Below are 18,350 nucleotides of genomic sequence, written 5' to 3' on the forward strand. Positions count from 1 at the left end.
TCAGTCGCCGTACAGCTTCTGCTTCAGTTCGCGACGCTGCTGGGCTTCCAGCGACAGGGTCGCGGTCGGACGGGCGATCAGGCGCGGGATGCCGATCGGCTCGCCGGTTTCTTCGCACCAGCCATAGTCTCCGCCTTCGATGGCGGCCAGCGATTGCTGCACCTTCTTGAGCAGCTTGCGTTCGCGGTCGCGGGTACGCAGTTCGAGGGCATGTTCTTCCTCGATGGTGGCGCGGTCGGCCGGATCCGGAACGAGGACCGTTTCGCGCAGGTGCTCGGTGGTCTCGCCGGCGTTTTTCAGCAGTTCCTTCTCGAGCTGTTGCAGGCGGTCCTTGAAGAACGCGAGCTGGGCCGGGTTCATGTAGTCCTCTTCGCCCATCGCCCGAATTTCTTCTTCCGTCAAGAGTCGGTCTTCGGCCTGAGCGGCATTCGGTTTCGTTGTTTTAGTCATGACTTCACTTACCTTCGATACGACAAGAGGTTTTCATTTTATCAGCTAGCTCAGCCGTAGCACCCCGAACTCAAGGGTGCGCGCCCTTGCTGCTGCCATGACGGCCCGTACGATCCGCCGTCTCGCTGCCCTGGGACAGCGGTCCAACATCAGTCCCTGCAGCCTCCTCGTGGAAAGCAACCGGTACCGCTAAACCGGGATAGTTTATACCAAACATTGTTCTAATCCGCGGATAAATACGTCTTTTGGTAAATTTTTACCAATAAATACCATTTTGCTGCCACGGGTTTCATTTGCTTCCCACTTTGCGCCGAGGTCGCTACCCATGATTTGATGCACGCCCTGGAACACGACCTTGCGCTCGGCGCCCTGCATCGACAATACGCCCTTGTAGCGCAGCATGCTTGGCCCGAAGGCTTGCACCATGCTGCCCAGGAACTGGTCGAGCCGTTCCGGATCGAAGGCGCGCTCGCTGCGGAACACGAAGGCGGCGATGTCGTCGCTGTGGTGCGCATGATGGTGATCGTGGCCGCAGGCCTCGGTGTGCACGTGACCGTGTTCACCGCAGTGATCGTGGTCGTGATGCTCGTGCTCGTGCTCCTCGGCCCGTAAGAAGTCGGGGTCGAGTTCGAGCTTGTCGTTCAAATTAAAACCGCGCAGGTCGAGCACCTCGGCGATCGGCGCGCGGCCGAAATCGGAAGTCGAGATCGGGGCGCGCGGATTGATGCGTTTCAGGCGCATTTTCAGCGTTTCCAGGGCGTCGGCATCGACCAGGTCGAGCTTCGACAGCAGGATCTTGTCGGCGAATCCGACTTGTCGCTGGGCTTCCTCGTGGCGATCGAGCTGGTCCATGCCATGGCGGGCATCGACCACGGTCACGACGGCGTCCAGCATGTAGTAGCCGCCGACTTCCTCGTCGACAAAGAAGGTCTGGGCCACCGGACCGGGATTGGCGAGCCCCGTCGTTTCGATCACGACGCGGTCGAAGGCGATGTCTCCGGCTTCGCGCTTGCGCGCCAGGCTCGTCAGCGCAAGGACCAGGTCGCCGCGGATGGTGCAGCAAATGCAGCCGTTGTTCATCTCGACGATCTGTTCGCCGCTGTCCTGCACCAGGATTTCGTTGTCGATGTTTTCTTCGCCGAATTCGTTCTCGATGACGGCGATGCGCAGGCCGTGCTCCTCGCGCAGGATGCGGTTGAGGAGGGTGGTCTTGCCGGCGCCGAGGAAGCCGGTGAGGATGGTGGTCGGGATCGGTGACATGGTCGTGTGCAGTGCGGGCAAGCCCGGAAAAGGCATAGGGAGCCGAAGATTATGCCGCAATTTGCAATCTGCCACCATCAACCGCACCAGCCTTTGCGCCAGCTCAGGCGAACCTTTGTCTACTTCGCTTTCGCTCGCGGATGAGCTCGGTCATACACGGCGGCAAGATGCTGGAAGTCGAGCGCGGTATACACCTGGGTCGAGGTGATGCTGGCGTGACCCAGCAATTCCTGCACGGCGCGCAGGTCGCCCGAGGATTGCAGCAGGTGCGAGGCAAAAGAGTGGCGCAGCACGTGCGGGTGCACGTGTACCGGCGAGCCGGCTTGCAGTGCATGGGTTTTCAGGCGCTGCTGCACGACGCGCGGCGAGACGCGGGAACCGCGCTTCGACAGGAACAGGGCGGCGCTGCCATCCACAGCGGGTGGACGCACCGCCAGCCAGGCCGCCAGGGCCTCGCGCGCCGGCCCGCCGACCGGGACCCGGCGCATTTTGTTGCCTTTACCGGTGACCACGACTTCGCCGGCTTGCGCGTCATACCAGCCGAGCGAGCTGCTGCCCTCGGACTGCGTATAGGCCAAGTCCAGCCCGGCCAGTTCCGACACCCGCAGCCCGCTCGAATACAGCAGCTCGAACATGGCGCGGTTGCATAATTCGTCGGGTTCCGGGTGGCCGTGGCGGTTCGCTTCCAGCAGCTGGACGGCGGCGTCGACGGGCAGGGCTTTCGGTAAGGTCTTGGGACGGCGCGGGGCGCGCACGCCTTCGACCGGATTGGCCGGCAAGGCGATCTGGCGCGACAGCCATCCATAAAAGCCGCGCCAGCCGGATAGCTTGCGGGCAATCGAGCGCGGTTCCTGCCCGCCGGCATGCAGGCGCGCGGCGAAGCGGCGCATGTCGGCGTGGGTCAGCGCCGCCCAGTCGTCGTGGCCGGCCAGTTCGCGCAGTTCGGCCAGGTCGCGCCGGTAGGCGGCAATCGTGTGCGCGGACAGCTGGCGCTGGGTTTTCAGTTCGCCCAGGTAGCGTCCGGCCCAGTCTTCCATGGGATCAGCCGCGCAGGTGGGCCAGGGCGGCGCTGGCGGATTGGCCCAGCTGGACCAGGAAATCGGTCGCCATCACCGGGCTGAAGCGCTCGGCGTCGGGCGAACCCATCACCAGCAAGCCGAAAGTGACGCCGTCGCTGCTGAGCGGCAGCAACACGGTCGAGCGCATGCCCTCGGCATCGGCGAGCCAGCGTACCGCTTCGAAATCGTTATTCGGGCCGCAGTACGGAGCGCGCAGGCTGGAAGCGAACAGGCGCGCATCCTCGGCCACGCCGGCGGCGAACCAGGCGTCGGCATGTTCCGGTGCCACATTCCACAGGCGCAGCGTTGCTTGCGGTACGCCGAAGTGGGTCACCAGGCCGTCCACCAGGTCACGCGCCATGGCCGCGCCGCCGCTGGACTTCAGCAGCGCCAGATGCCAGGCATGAAAGTTGTTCAGGATGACGGTGTTGTCGTTTGCTACGCGCATCAGTTCGGCCATGCGCAATTCGAGCGCATTGTACTTGGCGCGCATGACTTCCATTTGCCGCTCCTGCAGCGAGACGGCCTTGCCGGTCAGCGGGCTCGACAGTTTGACTTCGCCCAGCAGGCCGGCATGTTCTTCAAAAAAGCGCGGATGGTCGGCCAGGTATTGGGCGACGGCGGCGGAGTCCAGGGTGACGGTCATCGGTAATCTTGCGAGAAATAGGGGGTGCGCAATTCTACCGCAGCAGAGAGTCCGCAGGCAGCCCGTGGCCGGCTGATTTGCCGTTCGGGGCGTCGTTGGCGGAACCGCGCACAGCATAAAAAAAAGGCAGGTGCCGCTCACGACACCTGCCTTCGAGATTCAAGCGAAGCGGGCATACGCCCGCATCAGCTTAGAACGAGTGGTTCACACCGATGGTGTAGAAGTTGATGGTTTCGTCGATGTTACGACGAGCCTGGCTCGATGGGCCATCCTTGCGCGATGCATCGACGTACAGGTAGGTACGCTTCGACAGGCTGTACTCGTAACCCAGCGAGAACTGCTTGGTCTTGAACGAGCCTTCTGGATCCTTCTGGCCATAGCCAGCCAGGAACTTGCCTGGACCCATGGTGTAGTTGGCGCCCAGCACCCATGCCTTGGTGGTTGGACCCGAGCTCGCTGGCAGGGCCAGGCCTGGCAGCACGTGTTCCTGATCATGGTGGCTGTAGAGGCCGGTCAGTTTCAGTGCCGGGGTCACGTTGAATGCAGCACCGATCGACCAGACTTTCGATTCGACGGCGTTACGTTCGTAGCCCAGCATGACGGCTGCAGGACCGTTGTTGTAGGTTGCCGACACCGAGAACGGGTTGGCCGATGCCTGGGCGCCGGCTGGGTACAGGGTGCCGTAAGCCGGGCCGCCGTTGTTTTCCTTCGAGGCGATTGCGGTGTTCAGCTGGAAGCCGCTGACGACCGGGCTGTTGTACCAGAAGGCGTTGGCCCAACGGTTGTTCGAGTTGGTCACTGGATCCAGCGGTGCCGAGGTGTAGCCGGCGACAGCCAGGTCGGTGTAGAAGCCCGACACGCTTGGCAGCGAGTGGAACGGCTCGAAGGCGCCGACAGTTTCCTGGTACGGGGTCAGGCCGCGACCGATGCGGACCATACCGAAGTCGCCCTGCAGGCCGACGCGGCTCTGGCCCTGGAACAGCGGACGGCTGCCGTTTTCAACGGTGCCGGTGTCCGGCTCGTAACGGATTTCCAGTTGGAACAGTGCCTTCAGGCCGTTGCCCAGATCTTCGGTGCCCTTGAAACCCAGGGTGTTCGAAGCGCGCTTGCCGATCGACAGGGTCTGGCCGCTGCGCTTTTGAATACCAGCATCGATGTTGCCGTAGATTTGAACGGCGGTCTGTGCGTGTGCCACACCGGCGAATGCGCCGAAGAGTGCGACTGCCATCAGAGATTTTTTCATTTATTCGTATCCTTAGAAGATGAATCGGAATCCAAAGAGCGTTGAGACTTTGTTTGCTGAACACTCGGACGAGTGAACCTTAAATGCTTAACGCGTCAAGATTGCCGGATTGGTTAATTATGACCGTTCGAATTGGTGGAAAGCCAATTTAACCAATCGTGCTGTTGTATTTTCGAAACGCCCGAGCTCGGCAAATGCCCCGTTTTTGTGCTTGCTGCACCGCAAGGTAGCAGAGTTCCATATCCCCACAAGGTGCTTGTTCGATATCAATCATTAAGCGGTTCGGGACGATTCGCCCCTGGCACTGGCTTAGACTTTTCACTGAACCGATGGGTGTGGGCGCGATTTCAGAAGTTCTTGTATATTGGCAACTTTGCCAGCGACAGCCCGTCCGTCGCGGCCTTCCGCCGATCCCGCCGGTTTTGCCCGCACCACGCCTGCCCACCAATTGATGAAGACTACCGATGGCTAATCGTGAAGAACTGGCGATCATTCGCGGCGCCCGCAGTGGCCGCGCCGACGCGCAACTCGAGCTGGGTAAACGCTATCTGTTCGGCAGCGCGGGCCTGCCGCGCAGCCTGCCCACAGCGCTGCACTGGCTCGACCGTGCGGCCCGTCAGGGCTGCGCCGAGTCGTGCGAACTGATCGGTAGTCATATTCCGCTCGACCTCGCGCGGACCCACGGCGCACCGCTGGCGCCCTGGTACGAACGCGCCTATGACGGCGGCAATGTACGCGCCGGCCTGGTGCTGGCCCAGCTGGTGCTGGACAGCGGCGCCACCGCGCCCGGCGGTTTGCACACCAAGGCGGTACGCGCACTGGAAGAGGCCGCGCGCGCCGGTTTTGCCGACGCCCAGTGGCTGCTGGCGCGCCGGCCCGAGATCGCCGCCGGGATCAATTCTTCAGCGGCAAGCACTGCCGCAGTGCAGCATCCGGCCGCGGTCGTTCGCGACCGGGCGGGGCCGGCGGCCGAGCAGCGCGCCCTTGCCCGGCCGCCTGCGCCGGGTGCCGACGCGTCCGCGGCGGCAGGGCAACCCTGGCTGCGCCGGGCTGCCGACAACGGCCTGGCCGAAGCCCAGTTCGCGCTGCTCGAGCAGAGCTGGGCAGCCGAAGCCTGGCAAGATTACCTGTCCCGCGCGCTGCCGCTGGCGCGTGCGCTGGTGGACGGGGGCGGCGGCAAACCGATCCGGCGCCTGGCGCCGGGCGAAGTCACCCTGCTGTCGCGTACCGCGCGCCTGCTGGCGGACGGAAAAGGCAACCCGGAGATCGGCAACGACGACATCCACGCCTTCTGGGAGCTGGCGGCGGCCGAGCACGACCGGCATGCCCAGCTGGCGATCGGCTTGTGGTACGCCCGCATGCAGGTCGACGGCACGCGTATCCAGGGCGGCACGGGCGCTGCGAATTTCAAAAAGGCGATCCGCTGGCTGCTGCTGGCCGGAGAGCAGGGCCTGGCCGAGGCCTGGTACGCCTTGTCGCGCATCTATCTGAAACCCGAGTTCTCGCAACGGAACGTGGCCGACGCCCAGCGCTACCTGGAGCGCGCCGCTGAAATGGGCTACGAGGTCGCCCAGCTGGAATGCGGCCACAACGCCTGGCGCGCGCGCCGCGAAAACGAAAGCAACGATGTGCGCGCCGTGTTCTGGCTGCAGCTGGCGGCGGCGCAGGGCAATACCGAGGCCGGCATTGCTCTCGGCAAGATCGCGCCGCGCCTGATTGACGTGGCCCACACTGAAACCGGCGCGCTGCGCGACTGCCTCGGAGATTTGTCGCCCCATCCGCTGCTGGCCGCGCGGCTGGAACTGGCTGCGCTATTCAACCTGTCGCGCGCCGAAACCCTGCTGCTCGACGTGGCCAGCGCCGACCAGGGGCATTGCCTGGTGATCGATATCCGCGCCAGCTACGGGCGCAGCAAGCGCCGCCTGGTGATGGTGAATACGGCCGAGGAGCGCCAGGCGCTCGACCGCATCGTGCGCCTGTTCGAGAACGTGGATTGCGGACCGGGCGGCCCGGAAGGCAACTACCGCCAGCGCCTGTACCGGCTGCGTACCTTGATGGCCGATGCGGCCATGTGCGGACGGCTGCTCGACGACGCCGAGGCCCGGCCTGGCTCGCCCTTGCCACCGGAGCGCGGTACTTCCTCCTACGGCATGGCGGCGTGAACGGCGAGACTGCTTGAGCAGACGCCTAGCCTGGTACGCTCTCTTGGTGCCCTCTTATATATTGATCTCGCCTTCGAACACCGTGACGGCAGGTCCGCTCAGGTGGACGGCTTGGCCTTCTCCTGCCCAGGCGATCGACAATTCGCCGCCGCGCGCGGACACCCGCACCGGCGAATCGAGCAGGCCGCGCCGGATGCCGGCAACGACCGCGGCACAGGCGCCGGTACCGCAGGCCAGCGTCTCGCCGGCGCCACGCTCGAACACGCGCAGCTTGATGTGGCGCCGGTCGACGACTTGCATGAAACCGGCGTTCACCCGTTTCGGAAAGCGCGGGTGGTGTTCGACCTGCGGGCCGAGCTCGGCCACTGGCGCTGTCTCGGCATCCTCGACCACTTGCACGGCGTGCGGATTGCCCATCGAAACGACCGAGACCGGGACCTCCAGCGGCGCGCCCTGCAGTTGCAGCGTCAGGGGCCACAGGGTGTCGTGCCCTTGCGGCAGGCCCGGTAAACCTGCGCTGTCGAAAGGTACGGTAGCCGGCTCGAGCACGGGCGCGCCCATGTCCACGGTCACGCTGCCATCGTCTTCCAGCGTCGGGGCAATGATGCCGGACATGGTCTGCACGCGGATGCTGCGTTCGCCGCTCAATCCCTTGTCGCTGACGAAGCGGGCAAAGGCGCGCGCGCCGTTGCCGCACTGCTCGACTTCGCCGCCGTCGCTATTAAAAATGCGGTAGCGGAAATCGGCGCCCGGCGCGGTCGGGCGCTCCACGATCAGGATCTGGTCGGCACCGACGCCGAAGCGGCGGTCGGCCAGGCGCCGCCACTGCTCGGCGCTGAAATCGATCTGCTGGTGGATGGCGTCGATCACAACGAAATCGTTGCCGGCGCCCTGCATCTTGGTGAACTTGAGTTTCATGGGGATGGGCTTTAAAGCAGCTATAAAGCGTCAATCGTAGAGCGAAGGCTCGCCCGCAGGGCGGGTTTTAAAACGTTTATGGGTCCAGAAGTATTCAGCCGGCGTTTCGCGCACCCGCTCTTCAATAAAAGCGTTCATCCGCCGCGTCGCGGCAATCATGTCGTCGCCCGGGTAATTTTCCCAGGCAGGGTAGAAGCGCACGCGCCAACCCTGGTAATTCGGTAAGTAAGTGGCCACTACCGGGATCACCTTTGCGCCCGTGGTGCCGGCGATCCGGCCCAGCGCCGTCAGCGTCGCCGCCGGCACGCCGAAGAAGGGAACGAACTCGGCATCCTTCTCGCCGAAATCCATGTCGGGCAACATGAAGTAGGGCAGGCCGTCGCGCAGCGCGCGCAGGATCGGCTTGATGCCCTCTTTGCGGGTCACCAGGCGCACGGGGCCGTAGCGTTCGCGCCCATGGCGCAGCAGCTTGTCGAAGGCGGCATTCTTTTGCGGCACGTACATGCTGCACACGGGGATCACGCGCGAGGCGACCCCGGCCACGTCGAGGCAGACGAAATGGGGGCACAGCAGGATGGTCGGGCCCGCTTCCATGGCCGCCTGCGGCACCGCGCCGTCGACGTGGATCAGGCTGCGCACCCGCGCTTCGGGCGCCCACCACAGGATCGAGCGTTCGAAGATGCTGCGCGAATAAGCCTTGAAATGCTGGCGCGCGAGGGCGCGGCGCTGCGCTTCCGACAGTTCCGGCATGCACAGGCGCAGATTGGTCAGAGTGATGTGACGGCGTTTACCGAGCACCAGGAACAGCAGGCTGCCCACCGCTTCGCCGAAACGCCCGAGCACGGGCAGTGGCAGCCAGTGCAGCAGCCACAGGAATCCGATGAGCACCCTCATGCCACGGCCTCGGCCTGTGGCGCGGCCACTCCTTCAGGTTGTTTATAGCGGTTATAGCTCCAGAAATACTGGGCCGGGCAACGTGCAATCAAGGCTTCCATCGCGCGGTTGATGCTGGCGGCCTGCTCGGCCGGCGTGCCCGACAGGTCGCCCTCGAAGGGGACGAAGCGCACGACGTAGCCACGGCCTTTCGGCAGGCGTTCGGCGTAGACCAGCAGGATGTCGGCCTTGCCCAGTTGCGCCAGTTTCGCAGGCAGCGTCATCGTATAGGCGTTGCGTCCGAAGAAGGGCGCCCAGACGCCTTCGCCTTCCTGCGGTACCTGGTCCGGCAGCAAGCCGATTGGCTGGCCGCCTTTTAGCGTTTTGGCGAGGATGCGCACGCCGGACAGATTGGCCGGCGCCAGGTGCAGGTTGTGGCGCGCACGAGCCCCTTCGACCAGCGGTTTCAGGGCACTCTTGCGTGGCGGCCGGTACATGACCGTGAGCGCCGTATGCAGCGCAATTTGCTGCGCCGTCATTTCGAAGCAACCCAAGTGTGGCGTCAGGAACACAATCCCGCGGCCGGCGTCGAGCACGCGCTGCACCATGTCCCAATTCTCGACCGTGGCATAACGATTAACGCGCTCCGGCTTGCCGCACCACACGAATGCGAGTTCGACGATGGCCTTGCCGGCCTCGGCGACGGCGGCACGACGCTGGGCGCTATAGCCGGCCTGGGCCAGATTGGCGTCGAGACGGCGCCGATACGAGGGGGATAACAGGTACACCAGCCACCCCAGCGCCGCGCCCAAAGCGTGGAGCATGCGAAGTGGAAAGACGGACAAGACTCTGAATAAAATAACTAGCATGCGATTGATCGGCGTCGAGGGACAAAGCGGGCCCCTCCGCCAAAAATTTCTTAAAGGAGCGTAAAATACCACTTTACGCAGGATCCGCCGAGTTAATAGACAACTTGCGAAGCGGAATATAAATGTCGCTAAAGCGTCGCAGGCACGGGTTGCTGCGGCAGTTTTTGAACAGTAACTGGAGCCTTCATGTCCAACGATTATCTCTTTACTTCCGAATCCGTCTCGGAAGGCCACCCCGACAAAGTCGCCGACCAGATCTCGGATGCGATTCTCGACGCCATCCTCGAGCAGGATCCGCGCGCGCGCGTCGCTGCCGAAACGCTGTGCAACACGGGTCTCGTGGTGCTCGCCGGCGAGATCACGACCCACGCCAACGTGGATTATATCGGCGTTGCGCGTAACACCATCAAGCGCATCGGCTACGACAACACCGATTTCGGCATCGACTACAAAGGCTGCGCCGTCATGGTCTGCTACGACAAGCAGTCGCCGGACATCGCGCAAGGCGTCGATGAAGGCGCCGGCCTCGACCTCGACCAGGGCGCGGGCGACCAGGGCCTGATGTTCGGCTATGCCTGCGACGAGACCGCGGAACTGATGCCGGCCGCGATCCACTACGCGCACCGCCTGGTTGAGCGCCAGTCGCAGCTGCGCAAGGACGGCCGCCTGCCATGGCTGCGTCCGGATGCGAAGAGCCAGGTCACGCTGCGCTACGTCGACGGCCGCCCGGTATCGGTCGATACCGTCGTGCTCTCGACCCAGCACCACCCGGACGTGTCGCACTCGCAGATCGAAGAAGCGGTGATCGAAGAGATCATCAAGCCGATCCTGCCGCGCGAATGGCTGCAGGACACCAAGTACCTGGTCAACCCGACCGGCCGCTTCGTCATCGGCGGTCCGCAGGGCGACTGCGGCCTGACCGGCCGCAAGATCATCGTCGACACCTACGGCGGCGCAGCCCCGCACGGCGGCGGCGCGTTCTCGGGCAAGGACCCGTCGAAAGTCGACCGCTCGGCCGCCTACGCCGCGCGCTACGTGGCGAAGAACATCGTCGCCGCCGGTCTCGCGCGCCAGTGCCAGGTGCAGGTCAGCTACGCCATCGGCGTCGCCCGTCCGATCAACATCACGGTCTACACCGAAGGCACCGGCGTCATCTCCGACGAGAAAATCGCCAAGCTGGTGATGGAACACTTCGATCTGCGCCCGAAAGGCATCGTGCAGATGCTCGACCTGCTGCGTCCGATCTACGCCAAGTCGGCCGCCTACGGCCACTTCGGCCGCGAAGAGCCGGAATTTACGTGGGAGCGCACCGACAAGGCGGCGCTGCTGCGCGCGGAAGCCGGCCTGTCGTAATGTAATGTAGGGTGGGCTCCGCCCACGCGGTTTGGCACGCGTGCCCATCCGCGTTAGTCAAAGAAGGCATTCCATCGGAATGCCTTTTTCTTTATCAACGCCGAGTTGTTGCAACCGCACAAATCCCCCTTAGCATGACCTGCGTCCGAGACGGCACCATCGCAGACGTGCTACACTCCTTCGTTCCGAGGAGCGTTGCGACGAAAGAATTCTCTTTTGCCAGGCTCGGATATCAACACTGCGCTCACGTTACTTTTTTCTTAACTTGAAAGGAGGGCGTGATGAGCGCCGTACTGAAACCTACCCAAGACTTCCACATCGCCGACATCTCCCTGGCTGCCTGGGGCGAGAAGGAAATCCGCATCGCCGAAACCGAAATGCCGGGCCTGATGGCGATCCGCGAGGAATACGCCGCAGCGCAACCATTGAAGGGCGCGCGCATCACCGGTTCCCTGCACATGACCATCCAGACCGCCGTGCTGATCCGCACGCTGGAAGCCCTCGGCGCGCAAGTGCGCTGGGCCTCGTGCAACATCTATTCGACCCAGGACCACGCCGCCGCCGCCATCGCTTCGGTCGGCACGCCGGTGTTCGCCGTCAAGGGCGAAACCCTGGACGAGTACTGGGAATACACCCACCGCATCTTCGAGTGGCCGAACGATGCCGCCGGCAACGCCGTGTACTCGAACATGATCCTCGACGACGGCGGCGACGCGACCCTGCTGCTGCACCTGGGCGCGCGCGCCGAGACCGATATCTCGGTGCTCGACAAGCCGGGTTCGGAAGAAGAAATCTGCCTGTTCAATTCGATCAAGGGCCGCCTGGCACGCGATCCGCACTGGTACTCCAAGCGCCTGCCGGAAATCCTGGGCGTGACCGAAGAGACCACCACCGGCGTGCACCGCCTGTACCAGATGCACCAGGAAGGCAAGCTGGCTTTCCCGGCCATCAACGTCAACGACTCCGTCACCAAATCGAAGTTCGACAACCTGTATGGCTGCCGCGAGTCGCTGGTCGACGGCATCAAGCGCGCGACCGACGTCATGATCGCTGGCAAGATCGCTGTCATCGCCGGTTACGGTGACGTCGGTAAAGGTTCGGCCCAGGCCATGCGCGCCCTGTCGGCGCAAGTGTGGGTCACCGAGATCGATCCGATCTGCGCCCTGCAGGCGGCAATGGAAGGCTACCGTGTCGTGACCATGGATTACGCCGCCGAACACGGCGACATCTTTGTTACCTGCACCGGCAACTACCACATCCTGACCGAACAGCACATGCTGGCCATGAAGGACCAGGCGATCGTCTGCAATATCGGTCACTTCGACAACGAGATCGATGTTGCCTCGCTGAAGAAATATCAGTGGGAAAATATCAAGCCGCAAGTCGACCACGTGATCTTCCCGGACGGCAAGCGCATCATCTTGCTGGCCGAAGGCCGCCTGGTGAACCTGGGCTGCGGCACCGGTCACCCGTCGTACGTGATGAGCTCCTCGTTCGCGAACCAGACTATCGCCCAGATCGAACTGTTCGCCAACACCGACAAGTACCCGGTCGGCGTCTACACCCTGCCGAAGCACCTGGACGAAAAGGTCGCGCGCCTGCAGCTCAAAAAGCTCAATGCCCAGCTGACCGAACTGACCGACGAGCAAGCCGCCTACATCTCGGTCAAGAAGGAAGGTCCGTACAAGCCGGACCACTACCGTTACTGATCGACGTTCGTCGGCATGACGAGGCCGTGACATAAGCGGCCGAGGCAACCTGTGGACGCGGCGCGTCCACAGGTCCCATAACAAGAAAACGCCCCACGAAAGCTGAACATGCGCCTGCTCCTGACCTGGCTGATCAATGCTGCCGCCTTGATGGCCCTGCCTTACCTCATGCATTCCGTGTCCGTCAGCAATGTCGGCACCGCCCTGATCGCCGCCCTCGTGCTGGGCCTGGTCAATACGCTGATCCGGCCCGTGCTGGTATTGTTGACCTTGCCTGTCACGCTGCTGTCGATGGGGCTGTTTATCCTCGTCATCAATGCGGTACTGTTCTGGCTGGTGTCGCAATGGGTCGAGGGTTTCGAGGTGGCGGGATTCTGGTCGGCCTTCCTGGCAGCAATCCTGTACAGCGTGATTTCGTGGGCGCTTTCTTCCTTGCTCCTGAATAAAGATGGAAACCCATAATTTCAGCATCGAGTTTTTCCCGCCCAAGACGCCCGAGGGTGCGGACAAACTGCGCGTCACCCGCCGTAAACTCGCCGAACTGAATCCGAAGTATTTTTCGGTCACCTTCGGCGCCGGCGGCTCCACCCAGCAGGGCACCCTCGACACCGTGCTCGACATCATGGCGGACGGCCACCTGGCCGCGCCCCACCTGTCCTGCATCGGCGCTACCCGCGAATCGATCCGCGCCATCCTCAAGCAGTTCCAGGAAAAGGGCATCCGCCGCCTGGTGGCCCTGCGCGGCGATTTGCCGAGCGGTTACGGCGGCGCGGGCGAGCTGCGCTACGCGAACGAACTCGTCGAGTTCATCCGCGCCGAGACGGGCGACTGGTTTCATATTGAAGTGGCCGCCTATCCGGAAGTGCATCCGCAAGCCCGTTCGCCGCAGGACGACCTGCTCAACTTCGAGCGCAAGATCAAGGCCGGCGCGAACGCCGCGATCACCCAGTATTTCTACAATGCCGACGCCTATTTCCAGTTCGTCGACAATGCAAACAAGCTGGGCATCGAGGTGCCGATCGTGGCCGGCATCATGCCGATCACGAACTACACGCAGCTGATGCGTTTTTCGGAAATGTGCGGCGCCGAGATCCCGCGCTGGGTACGTCTGAAACTGGCCAGCTTCGGCGACGACAGCGCCTCGATTAAGGCCTTTGGGCTCGACGTGGTCACGAACCTGTGCGAACGCCTGCTGGCGGGCGGCGCGCCGGGCTTGCACTTCTACAGCATGAACCAGGCGGTCGCCACGACGGCCATCTGGCAGCGCCTGGTGTAATGCCGGCAAGCCGGCTCCCTTGCCGCAAGGCGAAGGAGCCGGTTTCTTCCTTAAAAATCCACGTGGTAATGCAGTTGCAGCGAACGGGTTTTCGCCTCGTTCAGCTTGATCGCGTCGGATTGCAGCATCAACCGGAAATTCCCCGCTTCCACGCCAAGGCCGGCGCTGTCGAAACGCGTCTCGACATTGGCACGCAGCGTCAGCGGACCGACCCGGCGCGACAGCGAGAAAGTCGGAATCGTTTCACCTGCGTAGCGTGCAAGCTGCACGCCCGCACCCCAATCCCCATTCCGGTAGTCGAGCGTGGCTGCCGTGTAGCGCGGAATCCTGAAGTGTTGGTCCACCTGACGCTTGCGGCCGCTTAGCATGGGCGCAAAGTTGACGTAGCCATTCTCGTCATAGGACGTGACCTTGGAGCTGAGCGTCTCGGTATTGATCGGCAGTTTTTTCCAGCGCAGGCGGCTGGCGATATCGTCGGCCTGCAAGCGTAGCGTCCAGGCATCGAGCAGCGGCAGCGTGGCCGCCAGCGACAGGCCGCCGCCCGAGGCGCTCGGCGCGTCTCCCATAAACGGGTAGGTCATGCGGCTGTCGGCGTCGATGTGCTTGACGTCGAAACCATAGGTCCCGGCTTGCGGATAGCTCAGCACGCCGTCAACGCTGCGTTCGCGCAGCCGTTGCTTGCCGTACACTGCGCCGCTGATCTCGATCGTAGCGGAGCGCGCGCCGATGCGTGGCCCATCGAAGGTGTAGCCAAGCCTCAGGCCCGATGCTTTCCAGGAAAAATACTGGCCGTGCAGCGCGAAGCGCGCCGGTGGCGCCGGCTTGCCCTTTTGCTGGTACAGGTAGAACGCGTCGAGACTGTCGCGGTCGGTACTGAGCCAGGCATCCTGGCGCAACTCCAGCCCGAGGCGCAAGCCGCTTTTTTCGGCGCCGGCGGCGATGCGGCTGCGCATCAGGAAAATATTGCGGCCGGCGCGCGGCGAGTACGTGTTCCACTGGCCATCGAGCTGGCTGACCGGCACCGCGTCGCTGGCTTGCCAGGCGGAGAGGTCGGAATACACGGTCCAGCCGTCGGCAGGGCTGGCCGTCGTTTGTGCGCAGACGGTACTGCAGGCCAGCGCGCCACTTAACAAAATTGATCGCATAGTCGTGTGATAAAAAAAGCCTGGCGCGCTGCGCCAGGCCTGGGTACATCGTTTCGCCGGGATTACTTCAGCGATTCGGTGCTGCCATCGATGTAGCTGATGATGCCAGTTTGCAGGTTCAGCTCGGCAACAACCGCGCCGTCCTTGGTCACCTTGACCACACCCGAGGTGCTGGTGAACGAGAACGCCACGCCTTCTGCGCTCGACACCTTGACCAGCGGATGACGCTCGCCGGACTTGGCAGTCACGCTGGCATTGATCACCGAAGTGCCGTCGCGGTACTGGGCGCTGACGTCGGTCGTCGCTGGTCCGGTGCGGGTAGCGCCGACGCTCAGGGTCAGTGCCGGACGGTTCGGTACTGCCAGCGTGCCGGCGATTTCCACGGTGTCCGCGATAAAGTTCGTTGCCGACTCGGCCGCACTGGCGTCGTAGTTCTCGTAGCCGTTGCGGGCGATGGCGACATTACCGCTGAACACGGTCGCGTCCAGGTGCTTCAGGCTGCCCGCAAACGAGACCTTGGTCGGCACGTAGGTCGTCTTGCTCTTGTCCTGCTTGGCTGCAGAGGCACTCAGGGTGCCGTTGACAGTGGTGTTGCCCATGGTGCCGCGCAGCGTGAGCTGCAGTTCGTTGGCGCTGTTGACTGCCACCTTGCCGTCGCTGCCTGGCATTGCCACGCGCAGGAACGAGCTGCTGTCGACCTCGATTTTGCCGGCCGGTTGACCGGCCTTGACGGCGCCGAACTGGCCGCCGACCTTGTACAGGGCCAGGCCGTTGGCCTCGTCCGTGCGGGTCACGTCGAGCGCCCAGTCTTCATAGTCGCTGTCGAGCGTGCCGCCAGCGTTGAGGCGGCCGGTCATGCGGCCCTTGACGGCAAGCTGGGTCAGGGTTGTACCGTTGCGCGCGAATGCGATGTCGCCGCTGACGACACTGCCGATCGGCTCCTTCACGGTATCGCCCACGACCGTGAGGGTCTTGAAGTTGACCGTGTTTTTCTCGAGGTAGGCCGTGTAGCTGTACTCGGTCGTGCTGCCTGGTTTCGGCACGAGCTTGAATACGCGCGTCGCGTACACCCGCGTACCGTCCATGAAGCTGGTATTGAACGAGCCCGGCAGGTAGCTGTTCTGGACGACGGAGCAGGTCATGCTGAGCGGGCTGAGGACGATATCGCAGCCGCCTTCGCCATTTACAATGCTATAGGGCACCGGCGAATTGGACACGACGTTGTCGAGCACACGGGCGTAGGTGCGGTACCAGCTGCTGCTTGCGCGAATGGTGTTGAGATGATCGACAGCGGTCGACACAAACGTGGCCATGCCGCCGACGTCGCTGCCCAGCGGGGCGACCGTGTCGTTCAGGTCGGCTTTGACTGCATTCACGGTCGAGCGGAAAGCGTCGCCTTCGTCCAGGGCGCGCAGGTTGGTGCGCAGGCTGCCGAAGAGGGCCTTGGCGGCTTGCAGCTGGGCTTCGGTCGCGGTGGCCGGCGCCGGATTGGTCGGCGTCGTCGGCGTCGTTGGCGTAGTCGGCGTAGTCGGCGTGGTCGGGGCCGGATTCAGGACCGGGATACCGACAACCTTGTCCTTGCCGGTCTGGTTGATCCTCTTGTCTTCGGCGACGGCTTGCAGCGCGTCGCGGAATTGCGCCAGGCGATTCTGCTCGAGCGAGGGCTGGCCGTCCTTGACCGTGACCGACCCCGCCAGCTTGGTGACGACGCAGGAAATGCGCTCGCCCGGCGTGCTTTGTCCGCAGTCGGCAGAGGCCGTGCTGGCCATCTTCGAAATCGCGGCCAGGGCCAGACTCTGGTTCTTCTCGTCCTCGCTGGCGGTAGCGACCGCGGCGCTGTTCGAGTTGATCGGCTTGACGGTCTCGGGGTCGAAACCGAGCAGGGTACGCACGTTGGCCTTGGCCTGGGCAACCGCCTGCTGCGCCAGTTTGCCATCGGCGCTCTCGGCCGTACGGGCAACCATTTCGGTCAGCGGCGACACCGTACCTTCGTAGGTGCCGGTGGCATTGTCGGCCAGCGTGACGACGCTGCGCAGCTTCATGTCGGCGGGCAGCGGGAGGTCGGTGCCGGTCGCTTCGTCGGCCATCGTGGCGCCCGGCGCCGCGCTCACTTCGATCACGAAATTCTTGACCGACGCATCGATCTGCAATTTATAGGTGCCATCGGCGCCGGTGACGGCGGTCGCCAGTGCCGTAGCGGCACGCACGCCCTGGGCGTCGATCGCATACAGGCTGACCTTGGCGCCCTTGATCAGTCCCTTGGCCGCAGTGCCTTGGACCGTACGTTGCGCAACTGGCGTGCCCGGCGTGCCGGTTACTGGTTCGCCTGCTGCGGGTGCGCTAGTGCCACCGCCACCGCCGCCATCCGGCCAATGCCAGCGCCAATGCGACAGCACCCGTCTTGATTACCGTTCCATTCATTCTTTGCATTATTTTTCCACTCAGTATTAGGGGAGGCGCGTGTGACAGCACGCCCTCGTTGATCAAGCACTTTATTGCGCTGAGGCAATTTTAAGCGGCTGATTTGAAATACTGCAATGAGGAAAATCAATGACTTATGCTTGGGTATGGTGGAAAAACGACAGGTGTGACGATGTGTGAATTTGTTAAAAATCCTTTAATTCAAAGGCATCATAGGAGATGCGCCAACAGGCGTGAGAATGTGTGACTAAGATATCTAAAAGTAAAATTTGATAGCTCAGCCACGTTCGGTGATGACCTGATCGAGCGGAACGTCGTGGCTGTCGACGCTGAATTCCACCTGTTGGCACAGATAGGCAATGCCCACAGTGAGAGGACGCGGTGGCGCCGCCAATGTGCGGTCATAAAAACCGCCCCCATAGCCGAGCCGGTAGCCGTGTTCGTTAAAGCCGAGGCAGGGCACCAGCAGGGCCGGCGGGCGCTCGACGGTGCGCAGTGCGGCTGGGACCGCAATGCCCATCGGATCGACGCTCATCGCCTCGCCCGGGGTCCAGGCCGCGAAGGCAAGCGCCGCATGACGCTGTACGACAACCGGCAGGGCCAGGGCCGCGCCTTCGCGTGCCAGCTGGGCGTAGGTGTCCGACAAATCCGGCTCGCCGCTCAATGGCCAGTAGACCGCCAGCAGGGGCGGGCGGGTCCGTCTCCACCAGGCCAGGACCTGTTCTCCGATACTGCGGTCGCGCGCGCGTTTTCCTGCGTCGTCGAGGCCGGCGCGTGTAGCTTTCAAATGCCGGCGCAAGGCCATCTTGGCCGCTTTCGCTTCCTCGGCCGCGTCGCCGGACAGCGGCACGTTCATCGTCGTTTGTTGTTTTGGCGCATCTTTTTGAACAGGCGATGAAGTGGCCGCATGGACCCTTGCCACGTCGGTTTTTTCACTCGCGGCGGGAGGCACTGCAGGGGAACGATG

Annotated in this window: 16 protein-coding genes and 1 riboswitch; of the genes, 5 read left to right on the forward strand and 11 right to left on the reverse strand. The window is 63.4% G+C overall.

Annotated features, from left to right (window positions below; genetic code table 11):
- From dksA to ACFPQ5_RS05970, 5 genes are all read right to left on the reverse strand, one after another.
- Nucleotides 1-450, reverse strand: coding sequence for an RNA polymerase-binding protein DksA (dksA, locus tag ACFPQ5_RS05950; RefSeq protein ID WP_136221521.1), 450 nt, complete (start codon nucleotides 448-450; stop codon nucleotides 1-3).
- A gap of 204 nt (nucleotides 451-654) precedes the next feature.
- On the reverse strand, nucleotides 655-1,710 hold the full coding sequence (locus ACFPQ5_RS05955; RefSeq protein WP_379752352.1) for a CobW family GTP-binding protein: 1,056 nt from the start codon (nucleotides 1,708-1,710) through the stop codon (nucleotides 655-657).
- A gap of 119 nt (nucleotides 1,711-1,829) precedes the next feature.
- Nucleotides 1,830-2,747, reverse strand: a complete 918-nt coding sequence (gene xerC, locus ACFPQ5_RS05960; RefSeq protein WP_379752353.1) for a tyrosine recombinase XerC — start codon at nucleotides 2,745-2,747, stop codon at nucleotides 1,830-1,832.
- Nucleotides 2,748-2,751: 4 nt separating this feature from the next.
- The gene (locus ACFPQ5_RS05965) at nucleotides 2,752-3,414 is read right to left on the reverse strand and encodes a DUF484 family protein (RefSeq protein ID WP_379752354.1); all 663 of its coding nucleotides are present in this window, start codon (nucleotides 3,412-3,414) and stop codon (nucleotides 2,752-2,754) included.
- A 190-nt stretch (nucleotides 3,415-3,604) separates the two neighbouring features.
- Nucleotides 3,605-4,657 (reverse strand): porin, encoded by a 1,053-nt coding sequence (locus ACFPQ5_RS05970; RefSeq protein ID WP_379752355.1) that lies wholly within the window; start codon nucleotides 4,655-4,657, stop codon nucleotides 3,605-3,607.
- A 464-nt stretch (nucleotides 4,658-5,121) separates the two neighbouring features.
- Here ACFPQ5_RS05970 and ACFPQ5_RS05975 point away from each other — a divergent pair, with 464 nt between their 5' ends.
- Nucleotides 5,122-6,819 carry a tetratricopeptide repeat protein gene (locus ACFPQ5_RS05975; RefSeq protein ID WP_379752356.1) on the forward strand — a complete coding sequence of 566 codons (1,698 nt, stop codon included), beginning with the start codon at nucleotides 5,122-5,124 and terminating at the stop codon, nucleotides 6,817-6,819.
- Between the two features lie 54 nt (nucleotides 6,820-6,873).
- Here the strand turns inward: ACFPQ5_RS05975 and dapF are convergent, their stop codons facing one another.
- Genes dapF through ACFPQ5_RS05990 form a run of 3 tightly spaced genes read right to left on the reverse strand, consistent with a single transcriptional unit; the run spans nucleotide 6,874 to nucleotide 9,479 of the window.
- Nucleotides 6,874-7,737, reverse strand: a complete 864-nt coding sequence (gene dapF / locus ACFPQ5_RS05980) for a diaminopimelate epimerase (protein WP_379752357.1) — start codon at nucleotides 7,735-7,737, stop codon at nucleotides 6,874-6,876.
- A gap of 30 nt (nucleotides 7,738-7,767) precedes the next feature.
- On the reverse strand, nucleotides 7,768-8,631 hold the full coding sequence (locus ACFPQ5_RS05985) for an LpxL/LpxP family acyltransferase (RefSeq protein ID WP_379752358.1): 864 nt from the start codon (nucleotides 8,629-8,631) through the stop codon (nucleotides 7,768-7,770).
- The gene (locus ACFPQ5_RS05990) at nucleotides 8,628-9,479 is read right to left on the reverse strand and encodes a lysophospholipid acyltransferase family protein (protein ID WP_379752359.1); all 852 of its coding nucleotides are present in this window, start codon (nucleotides 9,477-9,479) and stop codon (nucleotides 8,628-8,630) included. The genes ACFPQ5_RS05985 and ACFPQ5_RS05990 overlap by 4 nt, the downstream gene beginning before the upstream one ends.
- Before the next feature lie 186 nt (nucleotides 9,480-9,665).
- Here ACFPQ5_RS05990 and metK point away from each other — a divergent pair, with 186 nt between their 5' ends.
- The 4 genes from metK to metF all read left to right on the forward strand — a co-directional run bounded on the left by metK (nucleotide 9,666) and on the right by metF (nucleotide 13,817).
- Nucleotides 9,666-10,832 carry a methionine adenosyltransferase gene (gene metK / locus ACFPQ5_RS05995; RefSeq protein ID WP_136221513.1) on the forward strand — a complete coding sequence of 389 codons (1,167 nt, stop codon included), beginning with the start codon at nucleotides 9,666-9,668 and terminating at the stop codon, nucleotides 10,830-10,832.
- A 181-nt stretch (nucleotides 10,833-11,013) separates the two neighbouring features.
- A riboswitch (S-adenosyl-L-homocysteine riboswitch) is annotated at nucleotides 11,014-11,085 on the forward strand.
- A gap of 28 nt (nucleotides 11,086-11,113) precedes the next feature.
- Nucleotides 11,114-12,541, forward strand: coding sequence for an adenosylhomocysteinase (gene ahcY / locus ACFPQ5_RS06000; RefSeq protein ID WP_379752360.1), 1,428 nt, complete (start codon nucleotides 11,114-11,116; stop codon nucleotides 12,539-12,541).
- Between the two features lie 108 nt (nucleotides 12,542-12,649).
- On the forward strand, nucleotides 12,650-13,003 hold the full coding sequence (locus ACFPQ5_RS06005) for a phage holin family protein (protein ID WP_379752361.1): 354 nt from the start codon (nucleotides 12,650-12,652) through the stop codon (nucleotides 13,001-13,003).
- Nucleotides 12,990-13,817, forward strand: a complete 828-nt coding sequence (gene metF, locus ACFPQ5_RS06010; protein WP_379752362.1) for a methylenetetrahydrofolate reductase [NAD(P)H] — start codon at nucleotides 12,990-12,992, stop codon at nucleotides 13,815-13,817. Before ACFPQ5_RS06005 ends, metF begins: the two co-directional genes overlap by 14 nt.
- Before the next feature lie 50 nt (nucleotides 13,818-13,867).
- On the opposite strand, the gene ACFPQ5_RS06015 is transcribed toward metF, so the two are convergent.
- The 3 genes from ACFPQ5_RS06015 to ACFPQ5_RS06025 form a co-directional block, all read right to left on the reverse strand.
- Complete coding sequence (locus tag ACFPQ5_RS06015; protein WP_379752363.1) at nucleotides 13,868-14,962, reverse strand: hypothetical protein; 1,095 nt, start codon at nucleotides 14,960-14,962, stop codon at nucleotides 13,868-13,870.
- 62 nt (nucleotides 14,963-15,024) lie between these two features.
- The gene (locus tag ACFPQ5_RS06020; protein ID WP_379752364.1) at nucleotides 15,025-17,358 is read right to left on the reverse strand and encodes a hypothetical protein; all 2,334 of its coding nucleotides are present in this window, start codon (nucleotides 17,356-17,358) and stop codon (nucleotides 15,025-15,027) included.
- Nucleotides 17,359-17,660: 302 nt separating this feature from the next.
- Entirely contained in the window at nucleotides 17,661-18,239 is a 579-nt protein-coding gene (locus ACFPQ5_RS06025) for a 5-formyltetrahydrofolate cyclo-ligase (protein ID WP_379752365.1), read from the reverse strand.
- Between the last annotated feature and the right edge of the window lie 111 nt (nucleotides 18,240-18,350).

The organism is Massilia suwonensis, assembly GCF_042655665.1.
GTDB lineage: Bacteria > Pseudomonadota > Gammaproteobacteria > Burkholderiales > Burkholderiaceae_D > Telluria > Telluria suwonensis.